Consider the following 20258-nt stretch of genomic DNA (forward strand, 5'->3'; position numbering starts at 1 on the left):
GCCCGTCGCGGACGGCCTCGGTGTCACGGTCGATCGGTGGACGACGCGGCGCTTACGGGCGAGTCGTGTTTCCGCGCGTCCGACGGGAATGCCCCGGGGAGGGGCTACCGCTGGTCGGGCCGGTCGGGCCGGTCACGCTCCAGGCCCGTCGTGCCCTCGATCCGCTGCTGGGCGTCGTCGACCTGGCCGGTGTACTTGTTGCCCGTCTTCTGGTTGACGTCCCGTTCAGCGGTGTCGGACATGTTCTTGCCCTTGGACTTCGCATGTTCCTTGAACCTGTCGAAGATACCCATCCAGGAACTCCCTCCGGAGGTGGGTCACCTCCGACGATACGCCCGGCGTGCGCCTATTGCCCGTTGAAGGCCGGTATGGCCATGGCATACCGGCCGCTACCGTGGGCACCAGGGGAGATGCGCCCGCACAGGGCGGGTCCGGGGAGGCAAGGGGAGGGGCGTCGTGGTGCGTCTGAGGGGTGGAGCGGCCGTGGCCGCGCTGACGGTGTTCGCCGTCGGAGCCGGCGGCTGCGAGGAGGACACGGATGGCGCCGCGCTCGGCGCGGTGCTTTCCCGGTTCATCCAGGGGGCGGTGCGCCATGCCCGTTGAGAGGCGCGTGAGGTACGGCGGCGGGGGACGGCGCGTCCTCCTGGTGTCCGCCGCGGTGGTGGCCGCCGGAATGGTGGTCGCCGGCTGCAAGGACATCGCTCCGCCCGCGGACGCCGGACCCTCCGGCTCCGCCGTCCCGCCCGCTGGCAACAGCCGGGCGGTGAACCCGCTGGACAATCCGGACGGTACGAAGCCGGGGATGGCGGTGATCACTTCCGCCGCGGACAAGGCGAAGGCGCGGTCACTGATCGGGAAGGTGGCGACGAAGGGACGCGGGCCGAAGACGGGTTACAAGAGGGACGAGTTCGGCTACGCCTGGATGGACTCGGCTCCGGGCAGCATCCCCTTTGCCCACAACGGCTGCGACTCGCGGAACGATCTCCTGAAGCGCGATGGCGAGAAGGCCCGCTTCCGGGCCGGCTCCGACTGCATCGTCACCTCCATGACGCTGCACGACCCGTACACCGGGAAGACGATCGAGTGGGCCAAGTCCCGTGCGACGACGGTCCAGATCGACCACGTCATGCCGTTGTCCTACGACTGGCAGATGGGCGCCTCGCGCTGGACGAAGGGCAAGCGCGAGGACATCGCCAACGACCCGCTCAACCTGATCCCGGTGGACGGACCGACCAACGGCGCGAAGAGCGACTCGGGGCCCGCGACCTGGCTGCCCCCGAACAAGCAGATCCGCTGCTCCTACGTGGTGCGCTTCGCCCAGGTGTCGCTGAAGTACGACCTTCCGGTGACGTCCGCGGACAAGCGGATGATGCTGGAGCAGTGCGGCGGCTGAGCAGGACGGACGCGGCCGTCGGCATCAGCCGCCGGCCGCGGGAGCGGTGGCGCTCGTACGGGGCCACTCCAGGACGGTCAACTCGGGCCACTGCCCACGCCATCGTGCCGTCTTGGCCTCGTAGACCGATCGCGGAGCGAGGACCGGGTTGGGCCGGACGACGAGGTTGAACACGTCCGACAGTCCATGGGGCGCATAGACCTGCCACGTGCCGTCCGGCCCCGTTCGCACCCCCAGACAGCAGGTCGTCGCGGCGAAACTGTCGATCGCCGCTTCGGTGGACTCGTACGGAGGACATGCCACCCCGAACTTGTCCTCGTACCAGAGGTGCACCCGCGCCTCGTTCCGGATCTCGACCTCCGCGGGCAGGCCGGAGAAGACCTCCCGCCCGGCCTTGATCGCTGCGTCCTCCGCCTCCCAGGAAAGATCGTCGGCGTCGAAGTAGAAGACGTCATAGTCCTTGATGCCGCTGGTCGGCGGTCTGCCCGTGACCACGTTCCATACGGTCTGGAACAGGCACCCGGCCGTCACATACCAGCCGGGCAGGCCCAACGTGGCGGTGCGGGCCAGTACCTCGTTCAACACCTCGTTCCGGGACAGCGTCGCGCGCAGGCAGTCGAGTTGCTGGTCGAGAGGGAGTCGGCCGATCACGCGACCTGCCTATCACAACGGCCCCTTCGGCGGGTTCTGTGCCAAGGGAGAGGCTTACGCGTTCCTGGAGGCGACCCCGTTCCTCCTTCTGGGCCCTGATCCCCTCGTCGTTGTCGCCGGCGCACCACTCCCCGAGGATGAACAGATCTGGTCGGGGGGGGCGACTTGCAAAGAACGCACGATTCCGGAATGGGCCAATGCCTGCCGATCCTGCGAGGACGCTGCGGCCGTCATCGACCCGTGCTACCCGTGGGAGATGCGGGAGGGGTACCGCCGGCAGACAACGCCTCCGTCCGGTTCGGAGCGGCCGCCCTTTTGAAGCGGTGTCGGTTGGACGCCGATCCTTCGCCGCTCAAGGTGGCTTTAGGGGAGGCGAGTTGGTGTGGGGCGTTCTGTGTCACCGCTCATGCTTCGTCAGACGGTGGCGAGCAACCCGCCCGCCAAGGCGCGGAGTTCCTCGTCCGGATGGCCTTCCCGCGACAGAGGTGAGTCGCTGAGCAGGCGGAGCGGGGAGGACACGAAGGAACGCAGGGTGGGGCGGAGCTCCTCCGGGACCCGGCCGATGGCGGCGAGGGCCTTGAGGGCGCGGAGGCCGACCGGGGTGGGTTCGACCAGCTCGGCGAGGACGGGGACGGCGCGGTCCGGGGACCCGGTGATCCAGTGGTGGGCCTCGGCGGCCGCCATCCGCGTCCATTCGTAGCCGGCCTCCAGCCGAGGCTCGATGAGGGGCAGCAGCGGAGCGGCGGCGCTCCCCAGGGGCTCCAGGCCGCTCAGGTACCAGTGGACGGGGCCCGGGCCCGAAAGCAGCTCCTCGAAGGTGCGAAGTGTCGTGTCGGTGTCATCGGCCAGTTGGAAGTGGGCCACGGCTGCCGCGGCCCTCAGTGAGGAGTCGGTGCTCCGTGTGGCCTCGCGAAGCAGGTCGGTGATCTCCGGCGTCCGTATGCCGTCGATCCCGATCCGGCGGGCGGCGACGATGGCCGCGCGACGGGTCCTGAGGCAGTCGACCAGTTCGGGCAGGGCCTCGCGGGCGGCGGCGCCGAAGGGTGCCAGTGCGTTGACGAGGTCGATCCCCGGGTTCCCGGTGGCGCCCGCGGCCAGCTCGTGGCGGATCACGGGGATGAGTCGGCCGGCCGCCTCGGGGAAGTGTCGCGCCGCCGCTTCGAGCAGCTGGGCACTGGGACGGTGCACCACCAGGTCCAGGGCACGGGGGTCGCGGGAGTGGACCAGGGCGAGGAGGGCCGCCCCGGCCGTCCCGTCGTCGGCACCGGTGTACCGGTGGAGCGCGTCCCGGAGGTCGGCGTCCGGTTCGGGCAGGTGGCCGATCCAGCGACCGATCGTGCGGAGGCGGGCGGCGACGGCGACGGTGTCCCGCTGCCGGGGCAGGGCGGCCAGCAGCAGATTCAGGACTTCGCGCTCCTGGTCGCGCCAGGTCTCGGCGGTCTGCTGGGCCAGCCGGGAACCGCGTGAGCCGAGGTCTTCGGCCGCGATCCAACGGGCGGCCACGGCGAGGGCGGCGTCCGGATCCCGGGTCAGCAGGCGGGTGAGCCGCTCGTCCTGGGTGGCGGTGCCCGACCACGGGAAGTCGTCGTCCCCCGGGTCGGGTTCGGCGCCGTCCTCGGCGATGACCTCCACGAGCTCGGCCGGATACGGCGGCCCGGACCGCTCGGCGGCCAACAGCGCCCCGGCGAGCCTGATCTCGGGCAGCGGGCTGTCGAGGGGCTCAAGCGGCCGGCCGAACCGATCGAGGACGATGAGCGCGTCGGCCCGCACCGCCGGGACGGGATCGTCGACGTAGAGCGCGTCGATCCGCTCGGCGGCCAGGGCCCCCGTCTTGTGCGGGAGCAACTCGGCCACGGCCGCGACCACTCGGAGCGCCGCCCGGCGTACCCCACGCTCGGGGTCCCCGAGGCACGGCAGCAGATCAGGGAGCACGTCGCAGAGCCCGGCGCAGATGGCGGCGACCGAACTGCGCGGCCAGTGCGGCAACTCGGTGTCCGCCGGGTCGTGGTCGGCGAGGGTGGCGAGCAGCATCAGCAGGTCTTCACGTCTGCCCGACGCGTGATGCACGGCGTGGGCGAGGAAGGGGACGGCAGGTGCCGAAGCCGGGTAGACGCTTCCCTGGTGGTGGATGTTGCCGTAGAGCTCGTGGATCGCCTCGGCGGCCGTCTCTTCGTCGCCTTGGTACAGCGCCCTGATCAGCTCGGGCACGTCCTCCGCGGAGCCGTAGGCGTGGGTCAGGGCGGACCACGGGACGTCGTCCAGTTCGGCCGGAGATTTCATGCCGGGGCTCCTCAGCTGATCAAGTGCGCCGACCATACCGATCGCCTCTGACAGGGGGAGTGGCCGTTCGACACGGTCCCAGGGGCGTCGGTCAGCCGCCCGGGGTCAGCACGACGCGTCGTCCGGGGGCCGTAGGGGCGGTCCAGGCCCGTTCGACCTCGGAGAGGGGAAGGGGGAGTGGGGTGACGGTCAGGGTGCCGGACGTGATGTCCCGTGCCAGGGCGGGGAGTTCGGCGAGGATTCCGGCCGTGGTGACCGAGCCCTGGCCGCTGCCCATCAGGTTCAGGTTCGCGGCGCGCAGCAGGGCCGACGGCAGGGTGATCTCCGCCCCGGCCATGGAGCCGATCTGGATCCAGGCCAGCGCCTCGGCGCGGTCGGGGCGGGCGGTGAGCACGGCGGGCATGGCCTGTTCGGTGGCCGGGCCCCACAGGTAGTCGACGACGACGTCCGCGTCGCCGGCGGTCCGGCCGAGGTCGTCGGCGATCTGCTGGGGGTCGCCCAACAGGGAGACCGTCTCGTCCGCGCCCAGGCCGGGCAGCAGGGCGAGACGTTCGGGGTCGCGGCCGGCGGCTACGACATGGGCGGCGCCGAGGTGGCTGGCGATCTGGACGGCGAGCTGGCCGGAGTTCCCGGTCGCGCCCAGGATCAGGACCTTGGCATCGGGCGGGAGGGTGACGCGGCGGCGCAGGGCGACCCAGGACGACATCGCGGGGTTCATCGCGGCGGCCACCGCGACCGGCTCGGTGCCGTCCGGGAGCGTGATGGCGCGGCGACGGTCCACCACGGCGTGCTCCGCCATGGTGCCCAGGGCGGTGTCCGGTGCGACGAAGTAGAGCAGTTCGCCCTGCGGGGTGCGGCCGACTCCGTCGATGCCGGGGACGAGGGGCAGGGCGTCGGTGGAGGTGTAGTGGGTGCCGTCGGCGCCGGAGCGTACGCGGGGGTGGAGGCCGGCGGCCAGGACGTCCACCAGGACCTCGTGATCCCCCTCGGGGCGAGGGGTGTCGACGGTGTCGTAGCGGGGCGGGGCATCGAAGGAGTGGACTACGGCGGCATGCATGGCCGGCCTCCCGGGACCTGATGGGCGCGCAAGTGGTTTGTGGCACGTACTACCTGTCGACCGTGACGATAGTTTGCGGCGCGTACTGGGTCAAGGTAGTTTGTGTCACGTACCAGGCCGCGCGGCGGCGAACAGAGGAAGGCGCCATGACCTCCAGTCACACCCCGGCCACGACGGGCGATCCGGGCGCGGACGAACCGCAGGGCACCGTGGACGCCCTGGTCCAGCTGTCGTTCCTGGTCCAAGGCGTGCTGGCGGGTATCGCGGCCGAGCACGACCTCTCCCTCATCCAGGCCCGGCTCCTCGGCATCCTGCGCGACCGCCGCCCCGGCATGCTCGAACTCGCCCGCTATCTGGACCTGGACAAGTCCTCGATGACCGGCCTGGTCACCCGTGCCGAGAAGCGCGGCCTGGTCCGGCGGGAGCCGTCGCCCCACGACGGCCGTGCCGTCCTCGTCGCGCTCACCCCGCTCGGCCGGGAGCTCACCGACCGGTGCACCGCCGAGATGGACGAGCGGGTCGCCGCCCTCACCTCGTCACTGACGCCCACCGATCACACCCGGATCCGCGCCCTGAGCGCGAAGGTCCTGCGCGCCGCTCGGACCGGTGACGGGCTCGGTGGCGGCGCTGTGTGAGTGCCGGCCGAGTGGGGTGCGCGATGTCCCGGTCGGCTGGGAAGGACGGGAAAGGCGGACGCCGACCGATGCGTTCGACGGCCGCCCCTCGTCGGAAGAGGAATCCGGGTGTCAGCGCGTGACGGGGAGAAGGGACACGAACTGGTGGCCGTCCGCGCGGTGCTGGACGGGGAAGGTCAGCTTGAGGCCCTGTTCCTGTTCCACGACGGACAGCCGGGTTATCAGGGTGAGGCCGAAGAGGCCCTTCTTCGTCGCGCCGACGGAGACATAGGGGCGGGGCAGGTTCATCAGGAGTCTGCCGGGCTTTCCGCCGTTGTTGCCGTCGAAGAACAGCAGACGCTGGTCGGTCAGGGCGATGTACAGCGGACGCGGTCTGACCGTGGCCGTCACCGTTCCGGCACTGAGTACGCCGACCACTGCCGCGGTCAGGACCTGCCTGCGCACGGAGACCGTGCCGACCGCCGCCAGCGTGGCGAGTTCGACCCGCTCCCCCTGGAGCAGCAAGGGGCCCGTGGCCTCCAGCAGTTGACGTCGGCGGCGCGAGTTGAGGGACACGGGGGCTCCTTGGCATTCGGGAAAGAAAGGGCAGGGGAAAAGCCGCGCAAAGAAAGCGCAATGGCAGAGCAAAAGAACGCACGGCGATGCCGACGGGCGAGTGAGCGAGTGCGTGGGGGCGCGCTGTCGAACGGGGGATGCATTCGCGCGCGGCACGGCAGATTTGCCAGGCGGAGTATATAGCCGCCGGGGGAACGTGTGTAGCCCGCGGATACCCCGGGGACCCGGTGCGGCAGGGGAACTTACGAATCGCGAACCCTCACCTGTCGAAGTCCCTCACGCGCCTGGGAATTACGCACCGGGTATCCACTTGCCCCGTTGTCACAGAGCTCGCTTAAGATCCGCGCCATGTCACCCGATGCACCACCCCTCCCACCCCCCGACTTCGAGCTCGCCTCGGCCTTTCCCGAGGCGGGCTGGCTGCGGCAGGCCGTCGCCGCGCGGGACTGGGCCGGGATCAGGCAGTACGCGGACGGGCTCCCGCACGGCGTCAACCGGTCGTTCCTCGTCGGCGTGATCGCCGACATCCCCGGGGTGGAGCACCCGCTGCGCGAACTCGTCGCCGCCGCCCCCGACGACGTACTGGCCCTGACACTGCTCGGGACGCGTGAAGTGATGCTGGGCTGGGAGATCCGGACCAGCGCGCGCGCCAAGAACGTCAGCCGCGAACAGTTCGCGGGGCTGCGCGCGCACCTGCGGCAGGCCGAGCAGCTGCTCATGCGGGCCACCGCTCTCGACCCGACCCACGACGGCGCGTGGGTGTCGCGGCTGACCACGGCCATGGGGCTGCAACTCGGACAGAACGAGGCGCGGCGCCGCTACGACCGGCTGGCCGCCCACCACCCGCACCACTACAGCGGACAGGCCCGGCTGCTCCAGCAGTTGTGCCCCAAGTGGAGCGGCAGCTGGGAGGCGGCGCACGGCTTCGCCCGCGAGTGCCTGCTGAACGCGCCCGAAGGGACGCTCAGCGGCGGCCTGGTGGCGGAGGTGCACCTGGAGCGCTGGCTCGACCTGCCCGCCGGGCAGGAACGGACGGGGTATCTGCGCCAGGCCCACGTCCGTTCCGAACTCGTGGAGGCCGCCGAACGGTCCGTGCTGCACCCGCACTACCGGCCGGCGTACGGCTGGGTCACCGTGCAGGGCAACTTCGCCGCGCTCTTCTCGCTGATGGGGGACACCGCCCGCGCCGCCGCGCACTTCCGCGCGCTGGGCAACCTGGCCACCGAGTACCCCTGGACCTACCTCGGGGAGCCGGCGGACGCCTACGCCGAACACCGTTCCGCCGCGCTCGCGAGAGGCTGAGCAGATGAGCCAGGCCATCCACGCCACCGAGGTCGACGGCATACCGACCCTCTTCGCCTACGCCACCGGGCCGATGCGCGCCGGACTGGTCTTCCGGGTCGGTGTCGCCGACGAGACGCTCGCCCGGTCCGGCATCACGCACCTGGTCGAGCACCTGGCCCTGCACCGCCAGGGCCTGGCCGACTACCACTTCAACGGCGCGACCAAGGGCGCGTTCACCCACTTCCACGCGGAGGGCGCCGAGCACGAGATCGTCGCCTACCTGGAGGGAGTGTGCGCCTCCCTGACCGACCTGCCCATGGAGCGGCTGGAGACCGAGAAGGAGATCCTGCGCACCGAGGAGGCGCGCCGGGAGCCTGGTCAACTGCCCCTGTGGCGCTACGGAGCGCAGGGGTACGGGCTGGTCAGCTACCCGGAGTGGGGCGTACGGGAACTGCGGCCGGAGGACCTGGGACACTGGGCGCAGACCTGGTTCACCCGGGACAACGCCGTGCTGTGGATCGCGGGGGAACGCCTGCCGGCCGGGCTCTCGCTCAAGCTGCCCGCCGGTCACCGCCGTCCGATGCCCGCCGTCACCTCGGCCCTGCCCACCACCCCCGCCTACTTCTCCGACGGCAAGGGCGGCGTCCTGCTGGACAGCGTGGTCGGTGACAGCACCGCCGCCCGGCTGTACGCGGGCGTACTGGAACGGGAGTTGTCCCGGTCCCTGCGGCAGGAGGGCGGCTACTCCTACACGGCGGCCACCGACTACACGTCACGACGGGACGGGTTCGCGGTCGTCACCGCCTTCGCGGACGCGCTGCCCGCGAAGCAGGACGCGGTGCTCGGCGGGTTCCTGGACGTCCTCGCGGCGCTCCAGGCGGGCCGGATCGCGCAGGGCGACCTGGACGCCGTACGCGCCCGCGCCGACGCGACGCTGACCGCGCCCGACGCGGCGGTACGGAGGCTGCCCGGCGCGGCGGAGGACCTCCTCGCTCACCGGCCGCCGCGCGGGTTCGACGAACTGCGGTCCGAGCTGTGGGCGATCACTCCGCAGCACCTGTACGGGGTCGCGCTGGAGGCCGCGGGGACCGCCCTGCTCCAGGCGCCCGCGGGCCACGGCGCCGACTGGGCCGGGTACGCGCAGGCGCCGACCGGTTCGACGTACGCGGTCACGGGGACCGCGTTCGCCCCCCGGCGGAAAGACGGTGCGTCGCTGATCGTCGGGAGCGAGGGCGTCAGCGTGACGGCGGGCGACCAGACCGCCACCGTGCTCTACCGGGCGTGCGCGGCCGTACTGAACTGGCCCGACGGCGGGCGCAGGCTCATCGGCCACGACGGTCTGTCCGTGGAGGTGGAGCCGGGGCTCAACGGCATCGACGCGCACACGATGGCGACCATCGACGCCGCGGTGCACCCGAGCACGGTGGTCCGGCTGCCGCCCCGGCAGCGGCAGCCGCGACCGGAGGCGGGCGGGGGCGGGGAGACCGGTGCGTCGGCGAAGGCGGCGCCGGCCCGGCGTACCGGCGGCCAGACCGCGCTGCTCGTCATCTTCGGTGTCCTCGCGGGACTGTGGTCCCTGGTGGCGCTCGCCTACACCGTCTTCGGCTTCTCGGACCCGGAGACCGGCGTCGGTGAATGGGCGGTGCTCGCCGTCTTCCTCTGGGGTGTCGGCGCGCTGCTGGCCTGGCCCGCCGTACGGGTCCTGCGGGGCACCCGGCGCGCCTGAGGCGGCGGTCGGAGCCGGCGGCCGACCGGGCGGGCAGCGGCGTACGTCCGCCGGTGCCCGCCCGTGCTCGATGGCTAGCGGAGGTACGGGTTGCCCTGCACCGGGCCGCCCTGTCCCTGCGCCGGGCCCTGTACGGGGCCTCGCAACTGATCCGGCACCGGACCGCGGCCGGTCGGCCGGTACTTCGGCTGCCGTTTGTCGAACACCGCGAACAGCAGCATGCCCACGGCCATGCCGATGCTGACCAGCGCGACCACGCCGAGGACGGGATCACCCGAGTCGCTCTGCTGGGTGGTCGCCCACGGCAGCGTCACCAGCTCGTACAGCAGGAACGCGGCGAAGGCACCCCAGTCCGAACCCCGGCCGCGGCGGATCGCCACGTACAGGAACGGCACCCAGACCAGCAGACCCAGCGATCCCACGGCCAGCACCGACCACGCGATCCGCTGGATCCAGCCGGCTTCCAGGCGTTTGTCCATGCTCACCGTCAAGACCCCCGAGGCTTCCCGGAGCCGCCCCGGGACACCCCGGGGACACCCTCCGAGCCGTCATGTTCCCATTCGGGGGGTCATGCGCGCTGGTGTTCGCCCCGCAGAGACGTGACGATCCGCGCGGCGAGCTTCGCGGCCGTGGCCGCGCCGTTGTCGTGGCCGTCCGTGGACATCACGCTGACGACGTCGGTTCCCGAGCGCACGGCGATCAGGGTCGAGCCGTTCTGCCAGGCGCTGTCGGTCAGGGTGAGCGCGTACGCGGTGTCGCCGAGACCGGGGGCCGCGGCACCGGTGACCTTCACCTGGCTGTGGGTCTGGGTGTCGGTGAAGGTCGCGCACGCGGTGGCGGTCTTCTCCAGGTCCTTCAGCACCTCGGCCGCGGTCGTACCGCGGAAGGTGTCGATCTCCTGGGCGATGTCCTCGGACGTGGCCTTGCTGACGTAGTCGTTCTGGGCGAAGGACACCCCGGAGACGCCGGAGACGGCTATCCAGCTGGTGCCGCCGAGCAGGGAGCAGTCCGGCTTCGCCGCGGCGGACGCGGACGGCGCGGTGTACGCCGTCCCGGAGTCCCGGGCGCCGTCGGGGTCGACCGCGAAGCCGGAGGCGAAGAAGGACGCGGGCGCCAGCGCCCTCTTGAGCCGGGCGCCCGTCAGCAGACCGGCGTCGGGGTCCTTGGCCGCCTTCGCAGGGGCGGAGGAGGGGTGGTCGGAGGTTCCGGAGGAACAGGCCGCCAGGGCCAGCGGGAGAACCGCGGCGGCGAGCAGCGTTCTGGCGGGACGGTACGGGGACGGGTGACGCATAGGGGTCTCTGAGTCCTCTGTGAAGTGGGGCGATGCAGCCGAGCGGACTGTAGGGGCGGGCGGACCACGCACAAGCCATGCATAGGTCAGGTACAGGTCATGCACAGGTATGCATGTGCCAAAGATCCGCGGCGGGAGCGGGGCGTTGGCCCGGGATCGCCGTCGACTCGGGACTCTTTGCTGTGACTTGAGGGAATCTTGTGGTGATCGAGATCAGGGGTTTCCCGGGGCTGGGGGTGGTGTCGGTTAGGGTGCGATCCGCCCCGGGCGCCGGGGGCCGGACACCGTTCGCCGGTGTGCCGGGGATGGGCGCCGTCTCAGGGGCTTTCTTCGCTGTTCTCAACTGTCCGCGGATCACGCGCGTTCACACGTGCCGTGATCCGCGCGTGTCATGAATCGGGGTGGGGATGTCCAGCCATCGGATGTCCAAGAAGGGCCGTTACCTCGCCTGGGCGACGGCGGGTGCCGCCGTGGTCGCGGGCGCCGGGATAGCGGCGCAGACGTCGATGGCGGCGACCACGTGGCCCGCCCAGCGGACCTACACGGGCCGCGCCTTCGACACCTGCGCCGCGCCCTCGCTGAACGCGATGAAGGCCTGGCACACCGGCATGTACGGGGCGGCCGCCGTGTACATCGGCGGCAAGAACCGCGGCTGCGCCCAGCCCAATCTCACCTCGTCCTGGGTCAAGTCGGTCAGCACGCTGGGCTGGAAGCTCATCCCGCTGTACGTCGGCGCCCAGCCCTCCTGCCAGACGGGCTCCAACCCGGAGAAGCTCACCTCCTCCAACGCCGCCTCGCTCGGCGCCACCGACGCCGCGGACGCGGTGGCCAAGGCGTCCGCGCTGGGGATGAAGGCGGGCAGCCCGATCTACCTGGACATGGAGTCGTACGACATCACCAACAAGTCGTGCAACACCGCCACGCTGACGTACATCCGGGCCTTCGACAAGACGCTCAACGCCAAGACGTACCGCGCGGGCTTCTACGGCTTCCGCAGCTCCAGTGCGAAGGCCATCGCCGACGCCACCGACCGTACGAACCTGCCGGGCAACCTCTGGTACGCGCTGTGGGACAAGCAGAACACCACCACCGCCGACTGGCCGTTCGGCGCCGACCGGTGGACCAACCACAGCCGCGCCCACCAGTACATGGTCAACAGCAAGGAAACGTACGGCGGTTACACCATCACCGTGGACCGGGACGCGTGGGACGCGCCGGTCGCCATCACCGGCTGAGCCTGCCGACGAGGGCGAAGGAGTGGGGCATGAGGATCCCGCGACGGCCGTGCGGGCCGGGGTCGCGGCCGTTCCCGTCGTCGGTCTGGTCCCCGCGGCCTGGCTCGCGCAGCTCGCGCTGACACTCGACACCACGCACGGCGGCGAGTTCGCGGCCGACGTGCTGCTGATCCTGCTGTCGATGGTGGCGGCCTCGGTCCACGCCTGGAAGGTCTGGCCCCGCCGGCCGGCCCGTCCGTAGCGGGGCCACGACAGGCGACGGACGGCAACAGGCGGTAGGCAGCGGCAGCAGGCACGACAGAGAGCACGAGACAACCAGTGGTCAAGCGGGTCAGGCAGGGACCGCCGGCGCGGCGCGCGAAGGCGGTGCGCGACGCCACGCCGCGCTCACGGCTCACCACGGCCGCCCGGTCCGCGCGGCTGTGGCTGCGGGAACTGGGCGGGCGCACCCTCGCCCTGCTGGCGGGCGCCGTGATCGTGGTGGCCGCCGTCGCCGTCACCGGGTACTTCCTCTCCCGTACCGAGACCGCGCGGCACCTCCCGGACACCAGGGCCCGGTCCTACAAGGACGTCGACGCCTGTCTGCTCACCGGCAAGGACGGGATCACCGCCGGGACCACGGCGGCCCAGGTCTGGGAGGGCATGCAGGACGCGTCCCTCACCACACGCGCGCGCGTCAGCTACGTAACGGTGACCGGAGAACAGTCCGCGGCCCATGCGCGGCCCTACCTCAACAGCCTGCTCCAGCGCTCCTGCGACGTGGTGCTCGCGGCCGGACGCCCCCAGGTCGAGGCCGCCGAGCAGGCCGCACCGCAGCACCGGACGGTGGACTTCGTCCTCGTCGGCGACAGCGGGAGCGGCTCCGAGGACCCCGGAAACGGCACCAAGGGGACCGGGAGCGCCACGAACGCCGGGAGCGGCAAGGACCCCGGCAACATCACTTTCGCGCCCCTCGGCGACGGACTGCGCGCCGAGGTCGCGGACGCGGTCGAGCGACAGGTCGGCACACGCGGTTGACGGCGTGACGCGGCCCGGGGCGGGTGGCACGTACCGCACGGGTGCGCGGTGGTACCCGAACTCTCCGCGAATCGTTGGTCGAATGGCTGGCCGAGAGCCGGGCCACTGCCTAACATCGATCACCGCAAGACTTTGTGCACCGCCGCACAATCTCCTCGGGAGGTTTCCTTGCACCGCCGCCGTCGCACCGCCGTCGTCCTCGCCGCAGCGATCGTCGCCGCGGCTCCCCTGCTCACCGCGTGCGGCAGCGAGGCGCATCCGGGCGCCGCGGCCGTCGTCGGCGGCCAGCGGATCACCGTCGCCCAGCTCGAGGGCCGGGTGAACGAGGTGCGGTCGGCCCAGCGGGCCGACACCAAGGACGAGGCCCAGTACGAGCAGGCCATCGCCAAGTCCGGCAGCCTCACCCGCGACACCCTGCACAGCATGGTCCTCGACCGCGTCCTCGACCGGGCGGCGAAGGACGCGCGTGTCAGCGTCACCCGCAGGGACGTCCAGCAGCTGCGGTCGTCCCTGGAACAGCAGGCGGGCGGCGCGCACGGACTGGAGACGGTCTGGCTCCAGCAGTACGGCGTGCCGCCGACGCGCCTCGACGAGAACCTGCGTACCGAGATCGAGGCCCAGAAGGTGGCGGCCTCGCTCGGCGCCGACATGAACACCGCCGACGGCAAGGCCACGTTCTGGAAGGCCATGTCCCAGGCCTCCAAGGAACTGCACATCGACCTGAACCCGCGCTACGGCGCCTGGGACGTGCAGAAGAGCGGCCGCGTCGACGCGAAGACGCCGTGGCTGCGGGACGTCACGCCGGCGGGAACCCCGCAGTCGGCGTGAGGACGGGCAGCCGGTAGACGGAGGGACCCGGCGGGCGGGGGCGGGACCCGGCGGGAGGAGTGCGCCCCGGCGGACGCCGAAGACGGCCGAGAACGGCCGTCGGCGGCGCCGGGTCACGGCGCGCGAGCGGCGGGCGTGAAGGCGGTTCGGCAACCGGTTCCGTCGATCCTGTGGACAACTCCGGGGGTGTCGGCGGCGTGAGTTACGTTCGAGGGGTGAACGCAATCAGCTCCGACGCAGCCGCCCAGGCCGGCCCCGCCGCCTCCGGCCGTATCGTCCTGCTCACCACCAGCCACCGCGTCGCACCCGGACTGCTGTCCTGGCCCGCCTGGCAGGCGCTGCGCGGCGCCGACCAGGTGCTGTGCGCGGACGGCGCGCATCCGCAGCTGCCCTATCTGCGGGAGGCCGGCGTCACCGTGGACGAGACCTCGCCCGACGCGCAGGAGCTGGTGGACGCCTGTGCCGGCGGGCGCACGGTGGTGGTCGTGGCCACCGGCGAGGGCGAGCCCCGCCTCACCGACGGCCTGGCCAGGCTGGCCGGCTCCGGCCGGGTCCAGATGCCCGAGCTGGAGCTGCTCCCCGCCTCGTACGACCTGCCGGGCGCCCGCCTCCTCGACCTCGTCCAGGTCATGGACCGCATCCGCGTCGAGTGCCCCTGGTCGTCCCGGCAGACCCACGAGGGCCTCGCGAAGTACGGGATCGAAGAGGCGTACGAACTGGTCGAGGCGATCGAGGAGGGGGACCGGGACGAGCTCAGGGAGGAGCTCGGCGACGTCCTGCTCCAGGTGGTCTTCCACTCCCGGATCGCGGAGGAGGGCCGCCCGGAGGACGGTGCCGAGCCCTTCTCGATCGACGACGTGGCGGGCGGCATCGTCGCCAAGCTGATCCACCGCCACCCGCACGTGTTCGGCGACGAGACGGCCACGACCCCCGAAGAGGTCAAGGAGCACTGGCTGCGCACGAAGGCCGAGGAGAAGCGCCGGACGTCCGTGACGGAGGGGATACCGCTGGGCCAGCCGGGCCTGGCGCTCGCGGCCAAGCTCGCCTCACGGGCGCGCACGGCGGGACTCGAGGTCGAGCTGCCGCGTGGTGAGGGCGTCGGGTACGAGCTGCTGGCCGTGGCCGCGCGGGCCGAGGCCGAGGGCGTGGACCCGGAGGCGGCACTGCGCGCGGCGGCGCGGGCGTACCGGGACGCGATCCGTGCGCGGGAGGGTTCGCCGGCCCTCGACGGCTGAGGCCGGGGCGGCGTCCCCCGTTCCGGGGTCACACGTCCGGCGCGCGGGCCGACGGGTTGTGCCAGTTCGGCCGGGGCCGGTCGAGCAGCCACTCCGCCGCGCCCAGCGGCCGGCCGCGCGCCTCCGCGGTGGGCGGCAGGAGGTCGCGGAAGAGCCGGTCGGGCGGAGTGCCGAGCGTCGGAAGGGCCTCGCCGACCTCCTCGACGAGCTGGGGCGGACCGGTCAGATAGACGTCGTGCCGGGCCCAGCCGGCCCGGTTGCCCAGCGCGGTCAGCAGCCGCTCGGTCGCCTGCGTCCTGGGGCGGCCGGGCGCCGGGGTGATGAAGGTGACGCCCAGCCGGGGCAGCCGGGCCTGCAGGTGTTCCACGGCCGACCGGTCGTAGAGGTACGAGGTGTCACGGGCGACGAGGAACAGCCGGGCCTCGTGCGTGGCGTCGAGCCGCTGGAGCAGTGCCTTGACCGGCGCCCACCCGGTGCCCGCCGCGATGAAGGTCAGCGGCCGTTCCACCGGCGTGCGCAGGATCAGCCCGCCGCCGGGCGAGCCGAGCCGCAGGACGTCGCCCTCCCGGGTCTGCCGTACCAGGGCGGTGGAGAGCACCCCGTTCTCCACCCGGCTGACGTGCAGATCGAGGGTGAGGTCGGCGCGGGGCGCGTTGCCGATGGAGTACGGCCGCCAGACGCCCGGCAGATGGGGGACGCCGACGCTGACGTACTGGCCGGGGAAGTAGCGGAGCCGCTGGTGCGGTCGCAGGGTCAGGACGACGAGGTCGTCGCCGTGCCGCGTCCGGGACACGACCTCGGCGTCCCACCAGGGCGGTTCGCCCGCGTGCTGCGCCTCCCAGGCGCCCTGGAGCATGACGTTCGTGATCGCCCCGTAGGCCTCGCCCCAGGCCTTCTCCGCCTCCGCGTTCCACGCCGACCCCGCGACGACGGCGAACGCGGCGACGAGACTCGCCCCCACGGCCGCGTAGTGCTCCGGCTCCGCCAGGTACTTCCGGTGATCGCGCCCCAGTTCCCGTAAGTACCCCGGCAGCGCCGGGTCCTCCAGCCGTTCCAGCACATGGGTGAGCGCCGCGAACAACCGGTCCCGCTGCCGCTCCATGTCCTCCGGGTGGTCCAGCGGGAAGAGCCCGCGCAGGTCCGGGTTGTGCCGGAAGAGATGCGAGTAGAAGTACTTGACCGCGAACTCGGCCCGTCTCTCGACGACCGCGAAGCTGGATCTGAGTATTTCGGGGTCCACGGCGCGAATGTAGAGAGTCGTCGAGCCGCGGAGTCAAACGGCAGGTGATTTACGGACAGTCCGGGGTGAAGTCCGCGCGGCGGCTGCGCCGGGGCGCATTCGGGGCCCGCGCGCCCTGCGGACGCCGGTGCTCCGCCCGCCGGATACCGTCGGGGAGTGACCGACCAGCCCCCGCCGCTCAGCCCCGCACCCGAACTCTTCACCTGGGAGTTCGCCACCGATCCCTACCCGGCGTACGCCTGGCTGCGGGAGCACGCGCCCGTGCACCGGACGCGGCTGCCCAGCGGGGTGGAGGCCTGGCTGGTCACCCGGTACGCGGACGCGAAGCAGGCGCTCGCGGACGGACGGCTCAGCAAGAACCCGGCCCACCACGACGAACCCGCGCACGCGAAAGGCAAGACGGGCATCCCGGGCGAGCGCAAGGCCGAGCTGATGACCCATCTGCTCAACATCGACCCGCCGGACCACACCCGGCTGCGGCGGCTCGTCAGCAAGGCGTTCACCCCGCGCCGGGTCGCCGAGTTCGCACCGCGCGTGCAGGAGCTCACCGACCACCTCATCGACCGGTTCCAGGAGAGGGGCTCCGCCGACCTGATCCACGAGTTCGCTTTCCCGCTCCCCATCTACGCCATCTGCGACCTGCTGGGCGTGCCCCGCGAGGACCAGGACGACTTCCGGGACTGGGCGGGGATGATGATCCGGCACGGCGGCGGCCCGAGGGGCGGGGTCGGGCGGTCCGTCAAGAAGATGCGCGGGTATCTGGGCGAGCTCATCCACAAGAAGCGTGAGGCCCTCCCCGACGTGCCCGCGCCCGGCGAGGACCTCATCTCCGGTCTCATCCGCGCCTCCGACCACGGCGAGCACCTCACCGAGAACGAGGCCGCCGCCATGGCCTTCATCCTGCTCTTCGCCGGGTTCGAGACGACGGTGAACCTGATCGGCAACGGCACGTACGCGCTCCTCACCCACCCCGGGCAGCGGGAGCGGCTGCAGACCTCGCTCGCCGCCGGGGAGAGGGGCCTGCTGGAGACGGGTGTCGAGGAACTCCTGCGCTACGACGGCCCGGTGGAGCTGGCCACGTGGCGGTTCGCCACCGAGGCGGTCCGCATCGGCGGACAGGACATCGCGCCCGGCGACCCCGTGCTCGTCGTCCTCGCGGCCGCGGACCGTGACCCCGCCCGGTTCGGCCGGCCCGACACGCTCGACCTCTCCCGCCGTGACAACCAACACCTCGGCTACGGCCACGGCATCCACTACTGCCTCGGCGCGCCGCTCGCCCGGCTGGAGGGACAGACCGCGCTGGCCACCCTCCTCACCCGGCTGCCCGACCTCCAACTCGCGGTCGATTCGGCTGATTTGCGATGGCGTGGCGGACTCATTATGCGCGGATTGCGCACGCTTCCGGTGGAGTTCACACCTGGTCGGTAGTCATGCGGCAGTCGTACGGTGTGCGCGAGGTGGCTGTCGCGGCGCCCCGTAGTGGTGGCCGCAGAGTATGAAGGTCCGGTCGCCAAAAGGTGATGCTCCCTCAACTCTGTGATCTTCACGTGATCTGCGCTGCACCTACTTGTGACAAGTGATCGGGTGCGGATACGTTCACCCATCAACGCGGCTCATCGGCCGCGTAGTCACCTGCTGTCACGTGAAAGGCTCTCGCATGCTCTCCGGGAACGGCCGCCATCGTCGCCCCCGTCAGGCCCCGGCCCTCATCGTCGCGGCAGGAGTGACCGGATCGGCCATCGCCATCCCGCTGCTCGGTGCCGCCAGCGCGAACGCGGCCGACGGCACCACGTGGGACCGGGTCGCCGAGTGCGAGAGCGGCGGGCAGTGGAGCGCCGACGACGGCAACGGGTACTACGGCGGACTGCAGTTGACCCAGGAGAACTGGCAGCGGTACGGCGGCCGCATGTACGCCCCGAGCGCCGACGAGGCCAGCCGGTCGCAGCAGATAGCCATCGCCGAGAAGGTCCTGGCCGACCAGGGTCTCGCCGCCTGGCCGACCTGCGGCCCGCTCTCCGGGCTCAGCAAGAACTCGGGCGAGGTCTCGGTCGACACCGGCGTGGCCGACGACTCGTCCAGTTCATCCGATTCATCCACTTCGTCCGATGGATCCGGCTCCCTGGGGGATTCGCTGGGGATCGGCGCCTCCTCGTCCGACTCCTCCCGTTCCGACTCTTCCTCCACCGATTCGTCCTCGACCGATTCGTCATCGGACGGGACCGGGAACAGCACGAAATCGGACACGCCCTCGGACGAGGAGTCCGGCAGCGCCCGGGAGACGGACAGTGCGGGCGCGAGGTCGGCGAAGGGTGGCGAATCGGGCAACTCGGGCCAGGACGGGGACGCTTCGACGGCCTCCGAGGGGTCGACGACCGGTGCCGGGCGCCACCGCGGTGGCAGTGCCGCCGAGAACTCCACCGACGCCACGGCGGACGACCGCGGCGACGACTCCTCCGGCCGGCACGCCTCGCGCGACTCCGGCGCCGCCCGCGGCGTCGTCGACGGCTCGTACGTCGTCCGCACCGGAGACAGCCTCTCGACCATCGCCGACACCCTTGACCTCGAAGGCGGATGGACCGGGCTCTACGCCGCGAACGCGAAGACGGTCGGCGTCGACCCGGACCTCATTCTCCCCGGTCAGAGCCTTGCAGTTGATGCCGAATCGGGCGAAAAGTAGCGGGAGTTCACGTCACGGTTCGCTGGGTAATGTCCGGTTTGGCGCAAGTGAGAGATGGATCTCAAAGGCCCTGATCGTCTTTGAAATTCGGTCGATCGACTGCTTACGGTCATCACCGCTCGCCACAGCGGGCCCCGACGGTCGCAACGCCGAATCCTGCCAGCGGCCGTACGGGAACAGTCGACGCGTCAAGCGCCGTAGGCAGGAGCGGGGGACCCAAGGTAAGCGCCGCGCCCGGTAGTTGACCGGGAGCGGCTTGGGGTGAAGACGTGCGCCGAGAGCGCACGGCCGGGCACTCACCCGCCCGAACCCGACAGCTCACCTCGCAGGCGTCGGTGAGGGGATCACTCGATGCTGTTTTCCAGCAAGGGCAAGCACCGCCGTCCGTCCAAGGCCACTCGTGTCGCCACGCTCGCCGGTGTCACCGGCGTCGCCATCGCCGCTCCGCTGATGGCGGCAGGCAACGCCTCCGCCGCCACCGCTTCCGAGTGGGACTCCGTCGCCCAGTGCGAGTCCGGCGGCAACTGGTCGATCAACACCGGCAACGGTTACTACGGCGGCCTGCAGTTCTCGGCCTCCACCTGGGCCGCGTACGGCGGCACCGCCTACGCCTCCACCGCCGACAAGGCCTCGAAGTCCCAGCAGATCACCATCGGCGAGAAGGTCCTCGCCGCGCAGGGCAAGGGCGCCTGGCCGACCTGCGGCACGGGCCTGTCCGGCGCCGCGTACACCGGTGGCACGACCGCCCCCGCCAAGCCGTCCACCTCCGGCGGCACCCAGAGCAGCGAGACCCGGTCGACGGACACCGCGGCCTCCCGTTCCTCCGAGCGCCCGGCGGCCCAGAAGAAGACCGTCTCCACCCCGACCGGCAAGAAGGTCAAGAAGGGCGACGGCGAGTACAAGGTCGTCAAGGGCGACACCCTCAGCTCGATCGCCGAGAAGAAGAAGGTCAAGGGCGGCTGGCAGCAGCTGTTCAAGCTGAACAAGGACATCGTCGACGACGCGGACTTCATCTACCCGGGTCAGCAGCTCCACCTCAGCTGAGACGACGGTCCCCCGGACGAGGGGCCTCTCGGATGACAGGCCCCTCGGCTGGCAGGCCTCCCGTAGGAAGGGTCTCCACGCCGGAGACCCGATAAGGGTCCACCCCCGTC

20 protein-coding genes and 1 riboswitch are annotated in these 20258 nt (G+C 71.6%); of the genes, 12 read left to right on the forward strand and 8 right to left on the reverse strand.

Annotated features, from left to right (window positions below):
* Nucleotides 1-104: 104 nt before the first annotated feature.
* Nucleotides 105-293, reverse strand: coding sequence for an antitoxin (locus OG199_RS24705; protein ID WP_356806897.1), 189 nt, complete (start codon nucleotides 291-293; stop codon nucleotides 105-107).
* A gap of 299 nt (nucleotides 294-592) precedes the next feature.
* Between OG199_RS24705 and OG199_RS24710 the strand changes: the two genes are divergently transcribed.
* The gene (locus tag OG199_RS24710; RefSeq protein ID WP_401800735.1) at nucleotides 593-1393 is read left to right on the forward strand and encodes an HNH endonuclease family protein; all 801 of its coding nucleotides are present in this window, start codon (nucleotides 593-595) and stop codon (nucleotides 1391-1393) included.
* Nucleotides 1394-1417: 24 nt separating this feature from the next.
* Here OG199_RS24710 and OG199_RS24715 read toward each other — a convergent pair whose 3' ends face one another.
* From OG199_RS24715 to OG199_RS24725, 3 genes are all read right to left on the reverse strand, one after another.
* The gene (locus OG199_RS24715; protein WP_401800736.1) at nucleotides 1418-2044 is read right to left on the reverse strand and encodes a nucleotidyltransferase family protein; all 627 of its coding nucleotides are present in this window, start codon (nucleotides 2042-2044) and stop codon (nucleotides 1418-1420) included.
* Nucleotides 2045-2458: 414 nt separating this feature from the next.
* Nucleotides 2459-4324, reverse strand: a complete 1866-nt coding sequence (locus OG199_RS24720; RefSeq protein ID WP_405831306.1) for a hypothetical protein — start codon at nucleotides 4322-4324, stop codon at nucleotides 2459-2461.
* A 91-nt stretch (nucleotides 4325-4415) separates the two neighbouring features.
* Entirely contained in the window at nucleotides 4416-5381 is a 966-nt protein-coding gene (locus tag OG199_RS24725; RefSeq protein WP_405831307.1) for a zinc-binding alcohol dehydrogenase family protein, read from the reverse strand.
* Between the two features lie 146 nt (nucleotides 5382-5527).
* On the opposite strand from OG199_RS24725, the gene OG199_RS24730 reads away from it, so the two are divergent.
* On the forward strand, nucleotides 5528-6016 hold the full coding sequence (locus tag OG199_RS24730) for a MarR family winged helix-turn-helix transcriptional regulator (RefSeq protein ID WP_401800744.1): 489 nt from the start codon (nucleotides 5528-5530) through the stop codon (nucleotides 6014-6016).
* A gap of 111 nt (nucleotides 6017-6127) precedes the next feature.
* Here OG199_RS24730 and OG199_RS24735 read toward each other — a convergent pair whose 3' ends face one another.
* Nucleotides 6128-6571: a hypothetical protein gene (locus tag OG199_RS24735; RefSeq protein WP_356806907.1), complete on the reverse strand. Its 444-nt coding sequence runs from the start codon at nucleotides 6569-6571 to the stop codon at nucleotides 6128-6130.
* Nucleotides 6572-6919: 348 nt separating this feature from the next.
* Here OG199_RS24735 and OG199_RS24740 point away from each other — a divergent pair, with 348 nt between their 5' ends.
* Complete coding sequence (locus OG199_RS24740) at nucleotides 6920-7873, forward strand: hypothetical protein (protein WP_401800747.1); 954 nt, start codon at nucleotides 6920-6922, stop codon at nucleotides 7871-7873.
* A gap of 4 nt (nucleotides 7874-7877) precedes the next feature.
* Complete coding sequence (locus tag OG199_RS24745; protein WP_401800750.1) at nucleotides 7878-9581, forward strand: insulinase family protein; 1704 nt, start codon at nucleotides 7878-7880, stop codon at nucleotides 9579-9581.
* A gap of 74 nt (nucleotides 9582-9655) precedes the next feature.
* On the opposite strand, the gene OG199_RS24750 is transcribed toward OG199_RS24745, so the two are convergent.
* Nucleotides 9656-10060 (reverse strand): hypothetical protein, encoded by a 405-nt coding sequence (locus OG199_RS24750; protein WP_401800752.1) that lies wholly within the window; start codon nucleotides 10058-10060, stop codon nucleotides 9656-9658.
* Between the two features lie 89 nt (nucleotides 10061-10149).
* Nucleotides 10150-10872, reverse strand: a complete 723-nt coding sequence (locus OG199_RS24755; RefSeq protein ID WP_405831310.1) for a hypothetical protein — start codon at nucleotides 10870-10872, stop codon at nucleotides 10150-10152.
* A 407-nt stretch (nucleotides 10873-11279) separates the two neighbouring features.
* Between OG199_RS24755 and OG199_RS24760 the strand changes: the two genes are divergently transcribed.
* The 5 genes from OG199_RS24760 to OG199_RS24780 all read left to right on the forward strand — a co-directional run bounded on the left by OG199_RS24760 (nucleotide 11280) and on the right by OG199_RS24780 (nucleotide 15187).
* A complete protein-coding gene (locus OG199_RS24760) occupies nucleotides 11280-12107 on the forward strand; it encodes a glycoside hydrolase domain-containing protein (protein ID WP_405831311.1) in 828 nt (275 codons plus the stop codon).
* A 22-nt stretch (nucleotides 12108-12129) separates the two neighbouring features.
* Nucleotides 12130-12348: a hypothetical protein gene (locus OG199_RS24765; RefSeq protein WP_405831313.1), complete on the forward strand. Its 219-nt coding sequence runs from the start codon at nucleotides 12130-12132 to the stop codon at nucleotides 12346-12348.
* Between the two features lie 77 nt (nucleotides 12349-12425).
* Nucleotides 12426-13124 (forward strand): hypothetical protein, encoded by a 699-nt coding sequence (locus OG199_RS24770; protein ID WP_405831314.1) that lies wholly within the window; start codon nucleotides 12426-12428, stop codon nucleotides 13122-13124.
* Nucleotides 13125-13292: 168 nt separating this feature from the next.
* Nucleotides 13293-13952, forward strand: a complete 660-nt coding sequence (locus OG199_RS24775; RefSeq protein WP_356807962.1) for a SurA N-terminal domain-containing protein — start codon at nucleotides 13293-13295, stop codon at nucleotides 13950-13952.
* A gap of 215 nt (nucleotides 13953-14167) precedes the next feature.
* Nucleotides 14168-15187, forward strand: coding sequence for a nucleoside triphosphate pyrophosphohydrolase (locus OG199_RS24780; protein ID WP_356807964.1), 1020 nt, complete (start codon nucleotides 14168-14170; stop codon nucleotides 15185-15187).
* Nucleotides 15188-15215: 28 nt separating this feature from the next.
* On the opposite strand, the gene OG199_RS24785 is transcribed toward OG199_RS24780, so the two are convergent.
* Nucleotides 15216-16427, reverse strand: a complete 1212-nt coding sequence (locus OG199_RS24785) for a globin domain-containing protein (protein ID WP_405831317.1) — start codon at nucleotides 16425-16427, stop codon at nucleotides 15216-15218.
* 156 nt (nucleotides 16428-16583) lie between these two features.
* On the opposite strand from OG199_RS24785, the gene OG199_RS24790 reads away from it, so the two are divergent.
* From OG199_RS24790 to OG199_RS24800, 3 genes are all read left to right on the forward strand, one after another.
* A complete protein-coding gene (locus OG199_RS24790; protein ID WP_356807968.1) occupies nucleotides 16584-17855 on the forward strand; it encodes a cytochrome P450 in 1272 nt (423 codons plus the stop codon).
* A 229-nt stretch (nucleotides 17856-18084) separates the two neighbouring features.
* Entirely contained in the window at nucleotides 18085-19104 is a 1020-nt protein-coding gene (locus OG199_RS24795) for a transglycosylase family protein (RefSeq protein WP_405831319.1), read from the forward strand.
* A gap of 183 nt (nucleotides 19105-19287) precedes the next feature.
* A riboswitch (cyclic di-AMP (ydaO/yuaA leader) is annotated at nucleotides 19288-19451 on the forward strand.
* Nucleotides 19452-19455: 4 nt separating this feature from the next.
* Nucleotides 19456-20148, forward strand: a complete 693-nt coding sequence (locus OG199_RS24800) for a transglycosylase family protein (RefSeq protein WP_405831321.1) — start codon at nucleotides 19456-19458, stop codon at nucleotides 20146-20148.
* The last annotated feature ends 110 nt before the right edge of the window (nucleotides 20149-20258 follow it).

The sequence above is a fragment of the Streptomyces sp. NBC_01176 genome (assembly GCF_045039825.1).
Taxonomy (GTDB): domain Bacteria; phylum Actinomycetota; class Actinomycetes; order Streptomycetales; family Streptomycetaceae; genus Streptomyces.

What these genes read in the sequence shown, in the direction of transcription:
- OG199_RS24705 (WP_356806897.1), bottom strand. Translation starts at nt 293, where the DNA reads ATGGGTATCTTCGACAGGTTCAAGGAACATGCGAAGTCCAAGGGCAAG.
- OG199_RS24710 (WP_401800735.1), top strand. Translation starts at nt 593, where the DNA reads ATGCCCGTTGAGAGGCGCGTGAGGTACGGCGGCGGGGGACGGCGCGTC.
- OG199_RS24720 (WP_405831306.1), bottom strand. Translation starts at nt 4,324, where the DNA reads ATGAAATCTCCGGCCGAACTGGACGACGTCCCGTGGTCCGCCCTGACC.
- OG199_RS24725 (WP_405831307.1), bottom strand. Translation starts at nt 5,381, where the DNA reads ATGCATGCCGCCGTAGTCCACTCCTTCGATGCCCCGCCCCGCTACGAC.
- OG199_RS24730 (WP_401800744.1), top strand. Translation starts at nt 5,528, where the DNA reads ATGACCTCCAGTCACACCCCGGCCACGACGGGCGATCCGGGCGCGGAC.
- OG199_RS24740 (WP_401800747.1), top strand. Translation starts at nt 6,920, where the DNA reads ATGTCACCCGATGCACCACCCCTCCCACCCCCCGACTTCGAGCTCGCC.
- OG199_RS24745 (WP_401800750.1), top strand. Translation starts at nt 7,878, where the DNA reads ATGAGCCAGGCCATCCACGCCACCGAGGTCGACGGCATACCGACCCTC.
- OG199_RS24750 (WP_401800752.1), bottom strand. Translation starts at nt 10,060, where the DNA reads ATGGACAAACGCCTGGAAGCCGGCTGGATCCAGCGGATCGCGTGGTCG.
- OG199_RS24755 (WP_405831310.1), bottom strand. Translation starts at nt 10,872, where the DNA reads ATGCGTCACCCGTCCCCGTACCGTCCCGCCAGAACGCTGCTCGCCGCC.
- OG199_RS24760 (WP_405831311.1), top strand. Translation starts at nt 11,280, where the DNA reads ATGTCCAGCCATCGGATGTCCAAGAAGGGCCGTTACCTCGCCTGGGCG.
- OG199_RS24795 (WP_405831319.1), top strand. Translation starts at nt 18,085, where the DNA reads ATGCTCTCCGGGAACGGCCGCCATCGTCGCCCCCGTCAGGCCCCGGCC.
- OG199_RS24800 (WP_405831321.1), top strand. Translation starts at nt 19,456, where the DNA reads ATGCTGTTTTCCAGCAAGGGCAAGCACCGCCGTCCGTCCAAGGCCACT.